Source organism: Streptomyces sp. NPDC088124 (assembly GCF_040685895.1).
Lineage (GTDB): Bacteria > Actinomycetota > Actinomycetes > Streptomycetales > Streptomycetaceae > Streptomyces.
On record NZ_JBFBJB010000062.1, the window covers coordinates 1 to 19,025 of the forward strand.

General features: G+C 69.6%; 11 protein-coding genes and 1 tRNA gene. 10 read left to right on the top strand and 2 right to left on the bottom strand.

Annotated elements, in window-relative coordinates:
• Positions 1-211: 211 nt before the first annotated feature.
• Positions 212-284: transfer RNA gene (locus AB0P17_RS35405), tRNA-Thr, on the top strand.
• Between the two features lie 62 nt (positions 285-346).
• Here the strand turns inward: AB0P17_RS35405 and AB0P17_RS35410 are convergent.
• A complete protein-coding gene (locus AB0P17_RS35410) occupies positions 347-2,971 on the bottom strand; it encodes a SpoIIE family protein phosphatase (RefSeq protein WP_365817684.1) in 2,625 nt (874 codons plus the stop codon).
• Positions 2,972-3,389: 418 nt separating this feature from the next.
• Here AB0P17_RS35410 and AB0P17_RS35415 point away from each other — a divergent pair, with 418 nt between their 5' ends.
• From AB0P17_RS35415 to AB0P17_RS35455, 9 genes are all read left to right on the top strand, one after another.
• A complete protein-coding gene (locus AB0P17_RS35415; RefSeq protein ID WP_365817686.1) occupies positions 3,390-8,933 on the top strand; it encodes a HAMP domain-containing protein in 5,544 nt (1,847 codons plus the stop codon).
• 277 nt (positions 8,934-9,210) lie between these two features.
• Positions 9,211-9,879 carry a response regulator gene (locus tag AB0P17_RS35420; protein WP_365817688.1) on the top strand — a complete coding sequence of 223 codons (669 nt, stop codon included), beginning with the start codon at positions 9,211-9,213 and terminating at the stop codon, positions 9,877-9,879.
• 191 nt (positions 9,880-10,070) lie between these two features.
• Entirely contained in the window at positions 10,071-12,890 is a 2,820-nt protein-coding gene (locus AB0P17_RS35425; protein WP_365817690.1) for a DNA translocase FtsK, read from the top strand.
• A 474-nt stretch (positions 12,891-13,364) separates the two neighbouring features.
• Positions 13,365-14,123, top strand: coding sequence for a helix-turn-helix domain-containing protein (locus AB0P17_RS35430; RefSeq protein WP_365817762.1), 759 nt, complete (start codon positions 13,365-13,367; stop codon positions 14,121-14,123).
• A 49-nt stretch (positions 14,124-14,172) separates the two neighbouring features.
• Positions 14,173-15,690, top strand: coding sequence for a 30S ribosomal protein S12 methylthiotransferase RimO (rimO, locus tag AB0P17_RS35435; RefSeq protein WP_365817692.1), 1,518 nt, complete (start codon positions 14,173-14,175; stop codon positions 15,688-15,690).
• On the top strand, positions 15,687-16,355 hold the full coding sequence (gene pgsA / locus AB0P17_RS35440; protein WP_365817694.1) for a CDP-diacylglycerol--glycerol-3-phosphate 3-phosphatidyltransferase: 669 nt from the start codon (positions 15,687-15,689) through the stop codon (positions 16,353-16,355). The genes rimO and pgsA overlap by 4 nt, the downstream gene beginning before the upstream one ends.
• A gap of 32 nt (positions 16,356-16,387) precedes the next feature.
• Positions 16,388-16,909: a nicotinamide-nucleotide amidohydrolase family protein gene (locus tag AB0P17_RS35445; RefSeq protein WP_365817696.1), complete on the top strand. Its 522-nt coding sequence runs from the start codon at positions 16,388-16,390 to the stop codon at positions 16,907-16,909.
• 109 nt (positions 16,910-17,018) lie between these two features.
• A complete protein-coding gene (locus AB0P17_RS35450; protein ID WP_365817698.1) occupies positions 17,019-17,402 on the top strand; it encodes a helix-turn-helix transcriptional regulator in 384 nt (127 codons plus the stop codon).
• A gap of 244 nt (positions 17,403-17,646) precedes the next feature.
• A complete protein-coding gene (locus AB0P17_RS35455; protein ID WP_365817700.1) occupies positions 17,647-18,117 on the top strand; it encodes a DNA starvation/stationary phase protection protein in 471 nt (156 codons plus the stop codon).
• A 105-nt stretch (positions 18,118-18,222) separates the two neighbouring features.
• On the opposite strand, the gene AB0P17_RS35460 is transcribed toward AB0P17_RS35455, so the two are convergent.
• Complete coding sequence (locus AB0P17_RS35460; protein WP_365817702.1) at positions 18,223-18,981, bottom strand: DNA-formamidopyrimidine glycosylase family protein; 759 nt, start codon at positions 18,979-18,981, stop codon at positions 18,223-18,225.
• Positions 18,982-19,025 lie beyond the last annotated feature (44 nt).

Genomic DNA, 19,025 nt, shown 5'->3' on the forward strand with positions numbered 1-19,025 from the left:
CAGGGGGGACCCTGTGGGAGAGTAGGACGCCGCCGAACAATTATTGTGGGAATGCCCCGCACCGTATGGTGCGGGGCATTTCTGCGTTCAGGGGCAGGCAGGCGCTGTTTCCTTCCGGCGGTGCTGCCTGGTTCGTGGCGGGCGTCGCCGGCCGCGTTCTTGCTGGTCTTGCGCACCTCTGATCATCGGGTATGCTTTATCTCGTTGCTGCGCCCCAATAGCTCAGTCGGTAGAGCGTCTCCATGGTAAGGAGAAGGTCTACGGTTCGATTCCGTATTGGGGCTCAAGTAAAAGGAAAGGCCCCCGCCTCTTGGCGGGGGCCTTTCTCGTTGAGCCGGTGTGTGGCTCAGGTGGTGTGTGGCTCCGGGACGCGCATCGCGAGGATGGCCATGTCGTCCGAGGCCGGCTCGGCGGCGAAGCGTTCCACGGCGCGCAGGACGCGCGCGGCGACCGCGCCCGCTGTCAGGCCCGTACAGGTCGTGAGGACGTCGGTGAGACCGTCGTCGCCCAGCATGCGCGTGCCCTCCCGGCGTTCAGTGACGCCGTCGGTGACGCACAGGAGGACGTCGCCCGGGTCCAGGGTGATTACCTGTTCGTACAGCTCCAGGTCCTCCATGACACCTAGCAACGGCTGTGGTTCCGCCGCCGGTTCGACCGTGCCGTCCTGGCGCAGACGCAGTGGCAGGGGGTGCCCGGCGCAGACCACCTTCAGGACCGCGCTGCCGTCCTCCTGCGGCAACAGCTCGCCGTAGAGGAGGGTCAGGAAGCGGCTTCGGGCGCCCTCGTCGAGGATCGCCGCGTTCAGACGTTCCAGGACCGCGGGGCCGCCGAAGCCCTCCCGGGCGAGCAGCCGCAGGGCGTGGCGGGCCAGTCCGGTCACGGCCGCGGCCTCCGGGCCCGTACCGCAGACGTCACCGATGGCGAAGCCGTAGGCACCGTCCCGGATCGGGAACAGGTCGTAGAAGTCGCCCCCGACCTCGTTGCCCTCGCCCGCCGCGCGGTAGATGACGTCCACCTCGACGCCGGGGACCTGCGGGAGCCCCGGTGGCAGGAGGCTGCGCTGGAGGGCCTGGCTGATGGCTGTGCGTTCCGAGTAGAGGCGGGCGTTGTCGAGCGCGAGGGCCGCCCTGCGCGAGAGGTCCTCGGCCAGCTCCAGGATCTCCTGGCGGAAGTGGTCGCCCGAGGGCTTGCCCAGGGTCAGCATGCCGATGACGCGGTTACGGGCCACCAGGGGCAGGACGACGGTCTCGCCGCCCACGGCCGCCGCCGTCGCCAGGGTGGTGCCGATCCCGAGGGTGGGCGGCCGGTTGCTTCTGCTGACGTCGCGCATCGAGGTGCGCAGCGCCGCCTGGTGGGCCGCTTCCGCCGGGGCGGTCCAGATGCGGGCGCCCGGGGTGGGCACCGGGTCCGGTGGGGAGATCTTGGAGAGGAGGGCCTTGAGGCCGTCGATGCGGTCCTCGTCCTCGTGGAGCACGTACGAGAGGTACGGGTCGGAGGCCTGGTCGGCGATCGTGTAGACCGCGCACCAGGTGGCGAGCGTGGGGACGGTCATCTGGGCCATCAGGGCGAGCGTCTGGTCCCGGTCCAGGGTGCCCGCCAGCAGGTCCGACGCCTCGACGAGGAAGGAGAGGGAGCCGCGGCGCAGCCGTTCCAGCTCGCCCAGGCGGGCCGATTCGACGGCGAGGGCGATCCGGTCCGCGGCGAACTGCAGGCGCAGGGCCTCCTCGTTGGTGTAGCGTCCGGCGCCTTCCGCGGCGACGCCCAGGGAGCCCGTCAGCCGGCCCTCGACCTTGAGCGGGACCGTGACGACGGAGCGCATCCCCGTGCCGTTGAGGAGCGGAACGGCGCCGGGGACGGCGGTGAGGTCCTCGTGGACGGCGGGCATCCGCGCGGAGCCGAAGCGCCCCGCGCCGGCCTCCACCGGGACGCGGGCGAAGCGCTGGCGGGCGGAGGGGAGGCCGGTGGAGGCGCGTACCTCCAGTTCCGTCTCGTCGTCCGTGGCGAGGAGGAGGAAGGCCGAGTCACCGTCGAGCATGTCGCGGGCGCGCTCCACCGTGCGCTGGAGGAGCCCGTCGAGATCGTCGGGGGCGGGGGAGCCGATGAAGACCTCGAAGGGGTCCACGATGCGGCTCTCGGTGCCCGCCTCGGCCGCCGGGGTGCGCAGCGGGGTCTGGATCACGGCGCGTTCGTAATCGCGTACGAGGAGGCAGACCGTGGACGGCTCGCCATGGGTGTCGCGGACGCGGAGGTGGGACGCGTAGACGGGGACGACGCGGCCGTCCGCCGCACGGATGCCGTAGCTGCCCTCCCAGCGGGAGAGCTGGAGCGCTTCGACGATGCCGGTTCCGATGCCCGGTGTGTGGGGCCAGGCGGCGATATCGGTGAGGGGTTTGCCGATGACCTGATCGTCCGCGTAACCGAAAATGTGCTCGGCGTCCTCGTTCCAGTTGACGACGGCGCTCGCGCGGTCGATCTGGATGACGGCGACCCGTACGCGGTCGTCGGCCACGGGCAGCAGGTCGGTGGGGAGTACGGGGCCCGCGGAGCGGGTGCCCACCGGGCGCTGCGGCAGTTCGAGCTGGAACCACACCTGTTTGAAGGTGGGTGAATATTCGACGCCCCAGCGTGACGCGAGCGCGGCACAGAGAAGCAGTCCCCGGCCGTTCTCCTGCTCCGCGTTGGCGAAGGAGCGCGTGCTGCCCTGGATGGGGACCTCGCGCTCCGGATAGCGGTCGGCGACCTCGACGCGTACTCCCTCTTCCGTACGGAGGCAGAGGACGTCGGCGGACGTGCCGGCGTGGATGACGGCGTTGGTGACCAGCTCGCTGGTGAGAACGACCGCGTCGTCCACGACATCCGAATAACCCCACCCCTGGAGCGTGTCGCGGACAAAGGCACGGGCGGTCGCGACGGACCGCCCTACCGGATCGAAGGTGGCAGCCGCACGCGCGGTGATCACAGCACTCCCCATTGGTGTTTCGTCTCTCCCCAGAGTCCTGTGCCCGTTTCTTGTCGCTTCGATTCGCCTGCCAGGCTAGACGGTCGTCGGGTGCCTCGTGTGACGGAGTCCCGACTCGGTGAAGCTGCTGGGGTCCGGCGGCCACGCGCGCACCGCGGGCGCGGAGCCGGAGGGAAAGGTCTTCGTCCGGTGGAACGGTGGAATTCGTGGTCGTGGGGCACCGTCAGGCGCCGTGATGTGTTCGTGAGACTTCGATGACCATGAGGGCGGCTGTGCTACAAGGGCGGTCCCGCCCTTGTAGGCTTCAACGATTTGACGCTTGTGCCGTCACGCCTCAAGGGTTGGTTGTGGCAGTGAGCCGCAGTGAAACACTGGGCAGGCTTCCGGAGACAGCTCGGGCAGTACGGTCAACCCCTGCGGGAGGGACACGGTGGAGTCTGGCACGGCGGCGCGTGGCACGAGTACGCGCGCGAAAGGCGGACGGGCCCGCAGCAACGGGACGGTCGAGGTGGACGCGGCTGAGCTGAACAGACTGCTGACGGCCTTGGCGTCGATGCGGGACGGCAACTTCCGTAAACGCCTGACGGTCTCCGGGGACGACGTGATGGCGGAGATCGCCGCCGTCTTCAACGAGGTCGCCGACCGTAACATCCATCTCACCGGGGAGTTGGCGCGCGTACGCCGCGTGGTCGGGCGTGAGGGGAAACTCACGGAGCGGCTGGAGACCGGCGCCTGCGAGGGCTCCTGGGCCGCCGCGATCGACGCCTCGAACGCGCTGGTGGACGATCTGGCCCGGCCCGTCTCCGAGGTCGGCCGGGTGCTCACCGCGGTCGCGGAGGGCGACCTGGAGGAGCGCATGGATCTGCGCTCCCAGACGGTGGAGGGCGCGGAGCGTCCACTGAGGGGTGAATTCCTGAAGGTGGCCCGTACCGTCAACAGTCTGGTCGACCAGCTGTCGGCGTTCACGGACGAGGTGACGCGGGTAGCGCTGGAGGTCGGTACCGAGGGGAAGCTCGGGGGCCAGGCCAAGGTGCGCGGTATGTCGGGTTCCTGGAAGGACCTGACGGACTCCGTCAACACCATGGCGTACCGGCTGACCGCGCAGGTGCGGGACATCGCCCTGGTGACCACGGCGGTCGCCAAGGGCGATCTGTCGCGCAAGGTGACGGTCCATGTGGCCGGCGAGATGCTGCAGCTCAAGAACACCGTCAACACGATGGTGGACCAGCTGTCGTCGTTCTCCTCCGAGGTCACGCGGGTGGCCCGGGAGGTCGGCACCGAGGGCGAGCTGGGTGGTCAGGCGACCGTGCCGGGGGTGGCCGGGGTCTGGAAGGACCTCACCGATTCGGTGAACACGATGGCCGGGAACCTGACCAACCAGGTGCGCGGTATCGCCGAGGTGACCACGGCCGTCGCCAGCGGTGACCTGTCGCAGAAGGTCACGGTGAGCGCGCGCGGCGAGGTGGCGCAGCTCGCCGAGACGATCAACCAGATGACCGAGACGCTCCGTACCTTCGCGGACGAAGTGACCCGGGTGGCGAGCGAGGTCGGTGCCGAGGGACTGCTGGGCGGCCAGGCACAGGTGCCGGGTGCGGCGGGTACGTGGAAGGACCTGACGGACTCGGTCAACACGGTTTTCCGCAACCTGACCACCCAGGTGAGGGACATCGCGCAGGTGACGACGGCGGTCGCCAACGGTGATCTGTCCCAGAAGGTCACCGTGGACGTCGCGGGCGAGATGCTGGAGTTGAAGAACACCGTCAACACGATGGTGGGGCAGTTGAAGTCGTTCGGCTCCGAGGTGACCCGCGTCGCCCGGGAGGTCGGCGTCGAGGGCCGGCTGGGCGGCCAGGCCGAGGTGCCGGGTGCGGCGGGTACGTGGAAGGACCTCACGGACTCGGTCAACACGGCGTTCCGTAACCTCACCGGTCAGGTGAGGGACATCGCGCAGGTGACGACGGCGGTCGCCAATGGCGACCTCACCCAAAAGGTCACGGTCGACGTGGCCGGCGAGATGCTGGAGTTGAAGAACACCGTCAACACGATGGTGGCTCAGCTCTCGTCGTTCGCCGATCAGGTCACGGTAATGGCCCGCGACGTGGGCACGGAGGGCCGGCTGGGCGGCCAGGCGCGGGTGGACGGCGTCAGCGGTACGTGGAAGGAGCTGACCGATTCCGTCAACTCCATGGCAGGGAATCTGACCGATCAGGTGCGGCAGATCGCCCAGGTGACCACGGCGGTGGCGCGCGGTGACCTGTCGCAGAAGATCGACGTGGATGCCCGTGGCGAGATCCTGGAACTGAAGAACACGATCAACACGATGGTCGACCAGCTCTCCGCCTTCGCCGATCAGGTGACCAGGGTCGCGCGCGAGGTGGGCACGGACGGCCGGCTGGGCGGTCAGGCGCAGGTGCCCGGCGTGGCGGGGGTCTGGCGGGACCTGACGGACTCCGTGAACGGCATGGCGGGGAACCTGACGGCGCAGGTGCGCAACATCGCGGGTGTCGCGACGGCGGTGGCGCGCGGTGACCTGTCGCAGAAGATCGACGTGGACGCGCGCGGCGAGATCCTGGAGTTGAAGAACACCCTCAACACTATGGTGGACCAGCTCTCCAACTTCGCCGAGCAGGTGACGCGGGTCGCCCGTGAGGTGGGTACGGAAGGCATCCTGGGCGGCCAGGCCGAGGTCCAGGGTGTGTCCGGTACGTGGAAGGACCTCACGCAGTCCGTCAACTTCATGGCGAACAACCTCACTTCCCAGGTGCGCAACATCGCGGAGGTGACCACGGCGGTCGCCAAGGGCGATCTGTCGAAGAAGATCACTGTCGATGCGCGAGGCGAGATCCTCGATCTGGTGACGACGGTCAACACGATGGTCGACCAGCTGCTGAACTTCGCAGACGAGGTGACGCGTGTCGCGCGCGAGGTGGGTACGGAGGGCATCCTGGGCGGGCAGGCCCGGGTCCGGGGCGTCACCGGGATCTGGAAGGACCTCAGCGACAACGTCAACACCATGGCCAACAACCTGACCAGTCAGGTGCGGAACATCTCGCGGGTCTCGTCGGCGGTGGCCAACGGTGATCTGACCAAGAAGGTGACGGTGGAGGCGCGCGGGGAGGTCGCGGAGCTGGCCGACACCGTCAACACGATGGTGACGACCCTGTCGTCCTTCGCCGACGAGGTGACGCGCGTGGCGCGCGAGGTGGGCACCGAGGGCGAACTGGGCGGGCAGGCCCGGGTTCCCGGCGTCTCCGGCACCTGGAAGGACCTCACCGAGTCGGTGAACTCGATGGCGTCCAACCTGACGGGGCAGGTGCGCCAGATCGCCACGGTCACCACCGCCATCGCGAAGGGCGATCTCACCAAGAAGATCGACATCGACGCGCGCGGTGAGATCCAGGAGCTCAAGAACACCATCAACACCATGGTCGACCAGCTCTCCTCCTTCGCGCAGGAGGTGACCCGGGTGGCCCGTGAGGTGGGTACGGACGGTCAGCTCGGCGGTCAGGCGCGGGTCCGGGACGTCGACGGCACCTGGCGGGATCTGACGGAGTCGGTGAACGAGATGGCCGGCAATCTGACCCGCCAGGTGCGGGCGATCGCCGCCGTCGCCACCGCGGTGACCCGGGGCGATCTGAACCTCAAGATCGATGTGGACGCCGCCGGTGAGATCCAGGTTCTCCAGGACAACATCAATACGATGATCGCCAATCTGCGGGACACCACCCTCGCCAACGAGGAACAGGACTGGCTGAAGGGCAACCTCGCCCGGATCTCCGGGCTGATGCAGGGGCGCCGCGATCTCGACGACGTGGCATCGCTCATCATGAGCGAGCTGACGCCGGTCGTCTCGGCGCAGCACGGCGCGTTCTTCCTGGCGATGCAGACCGGGACGGTACCGCAGGTCGGTACGGACGTGGGCCGCGACGGTTCGTACGAGCTGTGCATGCGCGGCAGTTACGGCTACTCGGCGGGCTCGATGCCCACCGCGTTCCGTCCCGGTGAGACCCTGATCGGGACGGCGGCGGAGGAGAAGCGGACCATCCAGGTCAATGTGCCGCCGGGGTATCTGAAGATCTCGTCCGGGCTCGGGGAGGCGTCTCCGGCACATGTGATCGTGCTGCCGGTGCTCTTCGAGGGGAAGGTGCTCGGGGTGATCGAGCTGGCGTCGTTCCAGCCGTTCACGCAGATCCAGCGGGACTTCCTCAACCAGATCGCCGAGATGATCGCCACAAGCGTCAACACGATCAGCGTCAACTCGAAGACCGAGGTGCTGCTGAAGCAGTCGCAGGAGCTGACCGAGCAGCTCAGGGAGCGTTCGGCGGAGCTGGAGAACCGGCAGAAGGCCCTTCAGGAGTCCAACGCGGAACTGGAGGACAAGGCCGAGCTGCTGGCGCAGCAGAACCGCGACATCGAGGTGAAGAACACGGAGATCGAGGAGGCGCGGCAGGTGCTGGAGGAGCGGGCCGAGCAGCTCGCCGTCTCCATGCGCTACAAGTCGGAGTTCCTGGCTAACATGTCGCACGAGCTGCGTACGCCGCTCAACTCGCTGCTGATCCTCGCCAAGCTGCTCGCGGACAACGCGGAGTCGAACCTGTCGCCGAAGCAGGTGGAGTTCGCGGAGACGATCCACGGGGCGGGCTCCGACCTGCTCCAGCTGATCAACGACATTCTCGACCTGTCGAAGGTCGAGGCGGGCAAGATGGACGTGAGTCCGACCCGTATCGCGCTGGTGCAGCTCGTCGACTACGTGGAGGCGACGTTCCGGCCGCTGACGGCGGAGAAGGGGCTCGACTTCTCCGTACGGGTGTCGCCGGAGCTGCCCGCGACGCTGCACACCGATGAGCAGCGGCTGCTGCAGGTGCTGCGCAATCTGCTGTCCAACGCGGTCAAGTTCACCGACGGCGGGGCGGTGGAGCTGGTGATCAGGCCGGCGGGTGCCGATGTGCCCGACGCCATCAGGGAGCAGTTGCTGGAGGCGGGTTCGCTGCGGGAGGCGGACGGCGACCTGATCGCCTTCTCGGTGACGGACACGGGGATCGGGATCGCGTCGAGCAAGATGCGGGTGATCTTCGAGGCGTTCAAGCAGGCGGACGGTACGACCAGCCGGAAGTACGGCGGCACGGGGCTCGGGCTCTCCATCAGCCGGGAGATCGCGCGGCTGCTGGGCGGTGAGATCCACGCGGCGAGCGAGCCGGGCCGTGGCTCGACCTTCACGCTGTATCTGCCGCTCCACCCGAGTGAACTGCCGCCGCACGGCTATCCGCAGCTCACGCCCGCCGGTATGCGGCAACTGCCGCCCGTGGCGAAGACGGGAACGGCGGAGTCGCCGGGGCAGGCGGCGCCGGAGCCGCAGGCGCCGGCGGAGCGGCCCGGTCCCGCCGCCCTGTTCCGGCGTCCCCGCAAGAAGGCGGGCGGACCGGAGCGGAGTTCGGCGCACCCCCGGGGGACCGCGGGAGGGGCGTCAGGGGCCTCCGGAGGGGCGTCGGCGAGTTCCGGCGGGACCGGTGGTCCGTCGGGGCGGCCGGAGTTCTGGGGGGCGGAGGCGGCCTCCACGGACCGTCAGGAGGCGGCCGCCGAGGGCCGTGTCTTCTCCTTCGCCGGTGAGAAGGTGCTCATCGTCGACGACGACATCCGTAATGTGTTCGCGCTGACGAGCGTGCTGGAGCAGCACGGTCTGTCGGTGCTGTACGCGGAGAACGGCCGTGAGGGCATCGAGGTGCTGGAACAGCACGACGATGTGACGGTCGTTCTGATGGACATCATGATGCCGGAGATGGACGGGTACGCGACGACGACGGCGATCCGCAGGATGCCGCAGTTCGCCGGGCTGCCCATCATCGCCCTTACCGCGAAGGCCATGAAGGGCGACCGGGAGAAGGCCATCGACTCGGGTGCTTCCGACTATGTCACCAAGCCGGTCGATCCTGATCACTTGCTGTCCGTGATGGAGCGGTGGATGCGCGAGGAGTGAACGATGGGCGAGTGAATCAGCACGTTGTGCTGACCGGCTGTGTCCAGAGGCGTGTGAGCCGCTGGTATTCGGGGAACCTTCTGGTCTTCCGTCGCGTTTCCGCTTCGAGCGCAGTGACATCACGGTGACAGGGTGTGGCGACAGGCGGGGTGCGGCTACCATGACCGGCACAAGGACGGACGGCGTAAGGGAGTCGTCCCCTGGAACGGCGCCCGGCGTAACTCCCGGGTCCGTGAACAGGGGGCGCCCCATGCCGGGGCGAGGAGGGCGGGCTGCCATGGTGCAGAAGGCCAAGATCCTCCTGGTCGATGACCGGCCGGAGAATCTGCTGGCGTTGGAGGCCATTCTCTCCGCGCTCGATCAGACGCTGGTGCGGGCATCGTCAGGGGAGGAAGCGCTCAAAGCGCTGCTGACGGACGACTTCGCGGTCATTCTGCTGGATGTCCAGATGCCGGGGATGGATGGATTCGAAACAGCCGCCCACATCAAACGGCGCGAGCGGACCCGCGACATCCCGATCATCTTTCTGACGGCCATCAACCATGGCCCGCACCACACCTTCCGCGGGTACGCGGCGGGCGCGGTGGACTACATCTCGAAGCCGTTCGACCCCTGGGTGCTCCGCGCCAAGGTCTCCGTCTTCGTCGAGCTGTACATGAAGAACTGTCAGCTCAAGGAGCAGGCCGAGCTGCTCAGGCTGCAGCTCGCCGGGGCGGGCGAGGCGCGGGAGCCGACCGGGCTGCTGGCCGAACTCTCCGCGCGCCTCGCGGCAGTTGAGGAGCAGGCGGAGGCCCTCTCCAAACAGCTCGACGACGACGCCGCCGACGCCTCGGCGGTGGCGACCGCCGCGCACCTGGAGCGCAAACTCACCGGACTGCGGCGTGCCCTTGACGCGCTGGAGCCGGGCACGGGGAGCGGACCGGCCGCGCTCCCGTCCCAGAACTGACGGCACCAGAGGCACGCGAAGACGCAGTTCCGTACGGAAGGCACGGTTCCGGTCGGTACGTCCCGAGTGTGACGGGGAAACGTTCCGACCGCTGAAGCCGGGTCATTTTCCTGTGGAGTTGTGGGCGACACGAACGGGTGAAGCGGTAGGCACACGTGTCCCCGGCCGTTCACACCGGTAACCTCACCACCATGGCCTCACGTACGTCCGGCAATGGTTCCCAGGGCACGGCGGGCGCCGCGAAGCCGCGGGCCGGCCGTACGACCGGTGCCGCGAAAGCGGCGCCCGCCAAGAAGACGGCGGCGAAGAAGACCGCCCCCGCGAAGAAGGCACCGGCCAAGAAGGCCCCCGCCAAGAAGGCGGCGGCCAAGCCGGCGCCGAAACCCGCCCCCAACCCCACCGGGGGCGTGCTCTGGGTCGTACGCACCGTCTGGCTCGGCGCGGCACACGGTGTCGGAGCGATGTTCCGCGGCATAGGACGCGGCGCGAAGGGACTCGACCCCGCGCACCGCAAGGACGGCGTCGCCCTGCTCCTGCTCGGCCTGGCGCTGGTCGTCGCCGCGGGCACCTGGTCCAACCTGCACGGCCCGGTCGGCGACCTGGTCGAGATGCTGATCACCGGCGCCTTCGGCCGGCTCGATCTCCTCGTACCGATACTGATCGGCGCCATCGCCGTCCGGCTGATCCTCTACCCCGAGAAGCCCGAGGCCAACGGCCGGATCGTCATCGGCCTCTCCGCCCTCGTCATCGGGGTCCTCGGACTCGTCCACATCGCCTGCGGCTCCCCGGCGCGCAGTGACGGCACGGAGGCGATGCAGGACGCGGGCGGCCTGATCGGCTGGGGCGCCGCCACTCCGCTGATCTTCACCACGGGCGAGGTGCTGGCCGTACCGCTGCTCCTGTTGGTCACCGTTTTCGGGCTGCTGGTCGTCACCGCCACCCCGGTCAACGCGATCCCGCAGCGGCTGCGGCAGCTCGGCGTCAGACTGGGCATCGTCGAACCGCCCTACGAGGCGGAGCCCTTCGGCGACGAGTACGACGAGTACCCCGGCGACGACGAACGGTACGACGAGCAGTGGCGCCAGGCCCTGCCCGCGGGCGGGCGGCGGCGCTCCCCGGGGCGCCGGGGAGCGGCGGCGGCGCCCGACCCCGACCAGGCCGAGGCCGACGCGCTCGCCAAGCGGCGCCGGCCGCGCCGCCCCTCCGCCCAGCCGGCGATGGACCGCGAGATGGACGCCGTGGACGTGGCGGCCGCCGCGGCGGCCGCGCTGGACGGTGCCGTGCTCAACGGGATGCCGCCCTCGCCGATCGTCGCGGACCTCACGCAGGGCGTCTCCGTGGACCGTAAGCGGGGCACCGGCGGGCGCGCCGGGGAGCGTACGGACGCCGTGGCCGAGGGCCCCGTGTCCGTGCCGCCGGCGCGCGAGCCCGGGCGGCGGACACCGGGCGTCGCGGCCGTGGCCGATCTGACCAAGCCCACGCCCGAACTGGACAGGCCGCTGCCGCCGCGGGCCGAACAGCTTCAGCTCCGCGGCGACATCACCTACGCGCTGCCGTCGCTGGACCTGCTGGAGCGCGGCGGCCCCGGCAAGACCCGCAGCGCCGCAAACGACGCCGTCGTCGCCTCGCTCAGCAACGTCTTCCAGGAGTTCAAGGTCGACGCAGCCGTCACCGGATTCACCCGGGGCCCGACGGTCACGCGGTACGAGGTGGAGCTGGGTCCGGCCGTGAAGGTCGAGCGGATCACCGCGCTCACCAAGAACATCGCGTACGCCGTGGCCAGCCCCGATGTACGGATCATCTCGCCGATCCCCGGCAAGTCCGCCGTCGGCATCGAGATCCCGAACACCGACCGCGAGATGGTCAACCTCGGCGACGTACTGCGCCTCGCCGCCGCGGCGGAGGACGACCACCCGATGCTCGTCGCGCTCGGCAAGGACGTCGAGGGCGGTTACGAGATGGCCAACCTCGCGAAGATGCCCCACCTGCTCGTCGCGGGCGCCACCGGCTCCGGCAAGTCGTCCTGCATCAACTGCCTGATCACCTCGTTGATGGTGCGGGCGACCCCGGAGGACGTCCGGATGGTCCTCGTCGACCCCAAGCGGGTCGAGCTGACCGCGTACGAGGGCATTCCGCACCTGATCACCCCGATCATCACCAACCCCAAGCGGGCCGCCGAGGCGCTCCAGTGGGTCGTGCGCGAGATGGACCTGCGCTACGACGACCTCGCCGCCTACGGCTACCGGCACATCGACGACTTCAACAAGGCCGTGCGCGAGGGCAAGGTCACGAGTCCGGAAGGCAGCGAGCGCGAGCTGTCGCCGTATCCGTACCTGCTGGTCATCGTGGACGAGCTGGCGGACCTGATGATGGTCGCGCCGCGTGACGTCGAGGACGCCATCGTCCGGATCACCCAGCTCGCCCGTGCCGCCGGCATCCACCTCGTGCTCGCCACCCAGCGGCCCTCGGTCGACGTCGTCACCGGGCTGATCAAGGCGAACGTGCCGTCGCGGCTCGCCTTCGCGACCTCCTCCCTCGCGGACAGCCGGGTCATCCTCGACCAGCCGGGCGCGGAGAAGCTGATCGGCAAGGGCGACGGCCTCTTCCTCCCCATGGGGGCGAACAAACCGACCCGTATGCAGGGCGCCTTCGTCACCGAGGAGGAGATCCAGGCCGTCGTCCAGCACTGCAAGGACCAGATGGCCCCCGTCTTCCGGGACGACGTCGTCGTCGGCACGCAGAAGAAGAAGGACATCGACGAGGACATCGGTGACGATCTCGACCTGCTCTGCCAGGCGGTCGAACTGGTCGTCTCCACCCAGTTCGGCTCGACCTCGATGCTCCAGCGCAAGCTGCGCGTCGGCTTCGCCAAGGCCGGCCGGCTCATGGACCTGATGGAGTCGCGGAACATCGTCGGACCGAGCGAGGGATCCAAGGCGCGCGACGTCCTGGTCAAGGCGGAGGAAGTGGACGGGGTGCTCGCCGTCATCCGCGGGGAGTCCGCCCCGTAGGGGCCCGCCCGGGCGTTGCGGCACGGAGGGGAGGCTGTGCCTTCGGGGCGGGTCCGCGCGGGCGTCTCATTCCGGCCGATTCCGGTGTGATGGCCTCATCGGTTCGCCCGGATGGGCGGGGAGTCACCCGGACGCACCCGCGGGCGCCGTGATTTCAATCTGATTTCGGGGGAACTCGAAGGGCAACCGTTTCCCTTGGGCGGGCGTCAAGTTGGGGAGGGGAAAGGCATGATGTTCCTCTCGCGCGCCGTCCGGCCCTTCTGATGGCGTACAAAGTGCATCCGCCCGGTTGCCCCACCCTTTCGTACCACCCCTAGACTGAGTGTCCAGCAGGTGGCTACACGCTCGAAAGGCGCCCCCGTGTCCATCGGCAACTCTTCCGACGGCAAGTCCCCCGACGCCAACGCCCCCGACGACCGCGTCCCCGATCCTGGTGCCCCCGACGGCAACTCCCCTGAGGACGAACGGCCTTCGATCGGCCGGACGCTCCAGCAGGCCCGTATCGCCGCGCACCGCACGGTGGAGGAGCTGAGCGGCTCCACCCGAGTGCGCGTCCCCATCGTGCACGCGATCGAGGAGGACGACTTCTCACGCTGCGGTGGCGATGTGTACGCCCGTGGCCACATCCGGATGCTCGCGCGCGAGGTCGGACTCGACCCCCAGCCCCTCATCGAGCAATTCGACACCGAGCGCGGCGGACGCCCCGCGCCCACGCCCGCGGCGCCGATGTTCGAGGCGGAGCGGATCCGGCCGGAGCGCCGCCGCCCCAACTGGACCGCCGCCATGGTCGCCGCGATCGTCGCGGTGGTCGGTTTCGTCGGCTTCACGGTGTTGAACGGTGCGGACAAGGGCTCGAAGACCAATGAGGTCGCCGAGGGCCCGACGCCCGACAGCGGCACCAAGCCTTCTCCCACCAAGAAGACCGAGACCAGGCCGGAGCCCTCCGAGAGCGCCATCGCCGCCGCCCCCCGGGACAAGGTGACGGTGAAACTGTCGGCCATAGACGACAAGAGCTGGATCTCCGCCAAGGCGCACAACGGCAAACTCCTTTTCGACGGAATCCTTCTCAAGGGTGATTCCAAGACCTTCCAGGACGACGAGCAGATCGACCTGATCCTCGGCAACGCCGGGGCGATCGAGCTCTTCGTGAACGGCAAGAAGGTCGCCGACGAGTTCGAGCCCGGCCAGGTCGAGCGGCTCTCGTACACGCAGGGTGACCCCGAGGTCGGCTGACCAACCCTGCACGGCAGGGGCGGGGCCGGGACAAAGTACTCTTGGGCCCATGCCAGAACGCCGTACCGTCGCCCTTGTCACGCTTGGCTGCGCCCGTAACGAGGTGGACTCGGAGGAGCTCGCAGGCCGCTTGGCGGCGGATGGCTGGGAGCTCGTCCAGGACGCCTCAGGGGCGGATGTCGCCGTCGTCAACACCTGTGGATTCGTCGAAGCCGCCAAGAAGGACTCCGTCGACGCCCTGCTGGAAGCCAATGATCTCAAGGATCAGGGCAGAACCCAGGCCGTCGTCGCCGTCGGCTGTATGGCCGAGCGGTACGGCAAGGAGCTCGCCGAGGCCCTGCCCGAGGCGGACGGAGTCCTCGGCTTCGACGACTACGCCGACATCTCGGACCGCCTCCAGACCATCCTCAGCGGCGGCGTCCACGCCTCCCACACCCCCCGCGACCGCCGGAAGCTGCTGCCGCTCAGCCCCGTCGAGCGGCAGGGCGTCGAGGTCGCGCTCCCCGGTCACGCACAGGACCGCGAGGAGATCGCGCCGGCCCCCGCGGACCTGCCCGAGGGCGTCGCACCGGCCTCCGGGCCGCGGGCGCCCCTGCGCAGACGTCTCGACACCAGCCCCGTCGCCTCCGTGAAGCTCGCCTCCGGCTGCGACCGCCGCTGCTCCTTCTGCGCCATCCCGTCGTTCCGCGGCTCCTTCATCTCGCGCCGTCCCTCCGACGTGCTCGGCGAGACGCGCTGGCTGGCCGAGCAGGGCGTCAAGGAGGTCATGCTCGTCTCCGAGAACAACACGTCGTACGGCAAGGACCTCGGCGACATCCGGCTGCTGGAGACCCTGTTGCCGGAGCTGGCGGCGGTGGACGGCATCGAACGGGTACGGGTCAGCTACCTCCAGCCCGCCGAGATGCGGCCGGGCCTGATCGACGTCCTGACCTCGACGCCCAAGGTCGCCCCCTACTTCGACCTGTCCTTCCAGCACTCCGCGCCCGGTGTGCTGCGCGCGATGCGCCGCTTCGGGGACACCGACCGCTTCCTGGAGCTGCTGGAGACCATCCGCGGCAAGGCGCTGCAGGCCGGGGTGCGCTCCAACTTCATCGTCGGGTTCCCCGGGGAGAGCGAGGCCGACTTCGCCGAGCTGGAACGCTTCCTCAACGGGGCGCGCCTCGACGCCATCGGTGTCTTCGGCTACTCGGACGAGGACGGCACGGAGGCCGCCACGTACGAGAACAAGCTGGACGAGGACGTCGTCGCCGAGCGGCTGGCACACCTCTCCCGGCTGGCCGAGGAGCTGACCGCCCAGCGGGCCGAGGAGCGGCTCGGCGAGAGCCTCCAGGTGCTCGTCGAATCGGTCGACGCGACGGGCGACGGCGACGAGCCGGCCGTCGGCCGCGCGGCCCACCAGGCGCCGGAGACGGATGGCCAGGTGATCTTCACCTCGGGCGAGGGGCTGCGCCCCGGCCGTATGGTCGAGGCGAAGGTGGTCGGGACCGAAGGTGTGGACCTGGTCGCCGAGTGCTACGAGCTTCCCGGGGGCGGCTCCCGGATCCCGGGTGAGGAGGCGGCCAGATGACCGGAGTCCCGGCGTCCGCGGCGGGCGGTACCGGCGCGAAGCCGGCGCCCGGCGCCAAGCTGGCGGCGGTGGTGGTCAATCAGGCCAGTCTGTGGAACATCGCCAATATCCTCACCATGGTGCGGCTGGTGCTCGTGCCCGCTTTCGTGTACCTGCTGCTCCAGGACGGCGGGTACGACCCCGTCTGGCGCGCGTGGGCGTTTGCCGCCTTCGCCGTGGCGATGATCACGGACATCTTCGACGGCCACCTGGCCCGTACGTACAACCTGGTCACCGACTTCGGGAAGATCGCCGACCCCATCGCGGACAAGGCGATCATGGGCGCCGCGCTGCTCTGTCTCTCCGCGCTGGGGGATCTGCCGTGGTGGGTGACGGGCATCATCCTCTTCCGGGAGCTGGGTATCACGCTGATGCGGTTCTGGGTGATCAGGCACGGGGTGATCCCGGCCAGCCGCGGCGGCAAGATGAAGACGCTGGCGCAGGGGGTGGCCGTGGGGATGTACGTCCTCGCGCTGACCGGGCCGCTGGCCACGCTGCGGTTCTGGGTGATGACGGTGGCGGTGCTGCTGACGGTGCTCACGGGGCTCGACTACGTACGGCAGGCGGTCGTACTGCGCCGCCAGGGACTGGCGGCGGAGCGCGCCGAGGCGGAGTCCGCTCGGTGAGCGAAGCGGGGGCCGGGGCGGGGAGTGGTCCGGTGACCGGGACCGCGGCCCGTGCCGCGCGGGTGCTGGAGCTGCTGGTCGCCGGCGGCGGGACGCTGGCCGTGGCGGAGTCCCTGACCGGCGGTCTGGTGGCCGCGGAGCTGACCGGGGTCCCCGGGGCCTCCCGGGCCTTCCGCGGGGCCCTGACGGCCTACGCGACGGATCTCAAGCGGGACGTCCTGGGCGTGGACGCCGCCCTTCTCGACGAGCGGGGCGCCGTGGACCCCGAGGTCGCGCGCCAGATGGCGGCCGGGGTACGGCGGGTCCTGGGCGCCGACTGGGGCGTCGCGACCACCGGGGTGGCGGGCCCGGACCCGCAGGACGGGCAGCCGGTCGGCACGGTGTATGTGGCGGTCGCGGGACCGGAAGGTGTGGGGAAAGTGACCGCGCTGCGGTTGAACGGCGACCGGGCGGACATCCGTAAAGAGAGTGTACGGAGCGTACTGGGACTGCTCCTCGGCGAACTCTCCGGGAACGGGCGGGCACAGGATACGGAAGAGAACGGGGGGATTTGATGTTTACAGCCCTGAGTGAACACGACATCGCTCCCCGCACGGCCGCCGCGCGAGGCGGTACGGTGGGGCGTGAAGGATGCGGCTACGCGGTCCGAGGAGGGAGCCACCGATGATTCTGCTCCGTCGCCTGCTGGGTGACGTGCTGCGTCGGCAGCGCCAGCGCCAGGGCCGTACTCTGCGCGAAGTCTCCTCGTCCGCCCGAGTCTCGCTCGGCTATCTTTCCGAGGTTGAGCGGGGGCAGAAGGAGGCTTCCTCCGAGCTGCTCTCCGCGATCTGCGACGCGCTGGACGTACGGATGTCCGAGCTCATGCGTGAAGTGAGCGACGAACTGTCGTTGGCGGAGCTGGCCGCGTCGGCGGCGGCGAGCGAGCCGGTGCCCGCAGCAGTACGACCCATGCTCAATTCCGTCTCCGTCACGTCGGTGGCCGGTGTGCCGACGGAGCGGGTGACGATCAAGGCACCCGCGGAGGTGGCGGACGTCGTCGCCGCCTGAGGGTGCGGCTTTGAGGCTGTGACCGGGCCCCGGTCGGTAGCGATACCGGCCGGGGCTTCGGTGTGTCCGGTGTGCCCTGCGGGGGAGAGGCTCCGATCCGGTGAGGGCCCGGGGCCTGTGATGTGGGGATCTCTCCGGCTCGAATGACCGTTTTGTCGCACCTGTGTCATGGTGGACACGGAGCCGGACAGGGCTGGTGAGGCCGGTCGGGCCGGTGGAATCGACGGAACACTGGAGGGCCCGTATGTCTGTCGTGAAAAGTTCCCTGCCCGAGGAGGACCTGAAGCTGGTCGGCGAGGCGCTGCAGGGCGCGCTCGTGGATCTGGTGGATCTCTCGCTGGTCGCGAAGCAGGTGCACTGGAACATCGTCGGGCCGCGCTTCCGCTCCGTCCATCTCCAGCTCGACGAAGTCGTGACCACGGCGCGGCAGCATTCGGACACGGTCGCCGAACGCGCCTCCGCGATCGGTGTGACCCCGGACGGACGGGCCGCGACGGTGGCGGGGACCAGCGCGATCGGCCCGGTTCCCAACGGCTGGATCAAGGACGGGGACGCGGTGCGGACCCTCGTGGACGCGCTCGGCGCGGTGGTCACGCGGATGCGTGAGCGCGTCCAGGTGACGGACAAGCCGGATCCGGTGACGCAGGACATTCTGATCCAGGTCACGGCCGATCTTGAGAAGCACGCCTGGATGTTCCAGGCGGAGAGCGCGTAAGGCGCGGCGCACGCCGCGCGTGTGCCACCGATGCGCCGTGCCACCGATGCGCCCGGGCCGGTGGATCGTCAGGGACCGGCGGGTTGCCAGGGACCGGCCGGAGCCTCAGGGAGTGGGGCCCGACTGGCAGCGGGGGCACCAGTAGGCGGGACGCCCGTCCTGGTCGGCCGTACGGATCGGGGTGGCGCAGCGGCGGCAGGGCCGGTGGGCGCGGCCGTACACGGACAGCTCCCTGCGGTGGCCCGGGCGCTCCCGGTTGGCTTCGAGCAGTTTCTTGGCCGCCGCTACCAGCCGCTCGGGCGAGGGGAGTTCCCCCACCGGGAGCCACGGTGTCGCGCGCACGAGGAAGCAGGTCTCGGACTTGAAGATATTGCCCACCCCGGCGAGATTGCGCTGATCGAGCAGGGCTTCTCCGACGGGGCGGGCGGGGTCGGCGAGCAGACGCCGCAGGGCGACGGCGGGGTCCCAGTCGGGGCCGAGCAGATCGGGTCCCAGATGGCCGACCACCCGTTCCTCGTCGCGGGTACGGAGGAGTTCCAGGACGGGCAGCCGGTACCCGACGGCGGTCTGTCCGGCGGTGCCGAGGATCGCCCGTATCTGATGCGCGGCGCCGCCGCGCCAGCGCTCGCCCGGGGCGTAGACCTGCCATGCGCCGTCCATCCGCAGATGCGAGTGGAGGGTGAGCCCGCCCTCGATCCGGGTGAGCAAGTGCTTTCCGCGCGGGGTGACGTCGAGGACGGTCCTGCCGGTGAGATCGGCGGTCGCGTATCGGGGGACCCGCAGGTCGGAGCGGGTCAGCAGGTGTCCGGCCAGGGCTCTGTGCAGGCGCTGGGCGGTCTGCAGGACGGTGTCTCCTTCGGGCATGTCTCCCATGATGTGCTTGGGTGTGGGTGTGGGCCGGGTGGTGG

What these genes read in the sequence shown, in the direction of transcription:
- AB0P17_RS35460 (WP_365817702.1), bottom strand. Translation starts at nt 18,981, where the DNA reads ATGCCCGAAGGAGACACCGTCCTGCAGACCGCCCAGCGCCTGCACAGA.
- rimO (WP_365817692.1), top strand. Translation starts at nt 14,173, where the DNA reads ATGCCAGAACGCCGTACCGTCGCCCTTGTCACGCTTGGCTGCGCCCGT.
- AB0P17_RS35450 (WP_365817698.1), top strand. Translation starts at nt 17,019, where the DNA reads ATGATTCTGCTCCGTCGCCTGCTGGGTGACGTGCTGCGTCGGCAGCGC.
- AB0P17_RS35420 (WP_365817688.1), top strand. Translation starts at nt 9,211, where the DNA reads ATGGTGCAGAAGGCCAAGATCCTCCTGGTCGATGACCGGCCGGAGAAT.
- pgsA (WP_365817694.1), top strand. Translation starts at nt 15,687, where the DNA reads ATGACCGGAGTCCCGGCGTCCGCGGCGGGCGGTACCGGCGCGAAGCCG.
- AB0P17_RS35425 (WP_365817690.1), top strand. Translation starts at nt 10,071, where the DNA reads ATGGCCTCACGTACGTCCGGCAATGGTTCCCAGGGCACGGCGGGCGCC.
- AB0P17_RS35455 (WP_365817700.1), top strand. Translation starts at nt 17,647, where the DNA reads ATGTCTGTCGTGAAAAGTTCCCTGCCCGAGGAGGACCTGAAGCTGGTC.
- AB0P17_RS35410 (WP_365817684.1), bottom strand. Translation starts at nt 2,971, where the DNA reads ATGGGGAGTGCTGTGATCACCGCGCGTGCGGCTGCCACCTTCGATCCG.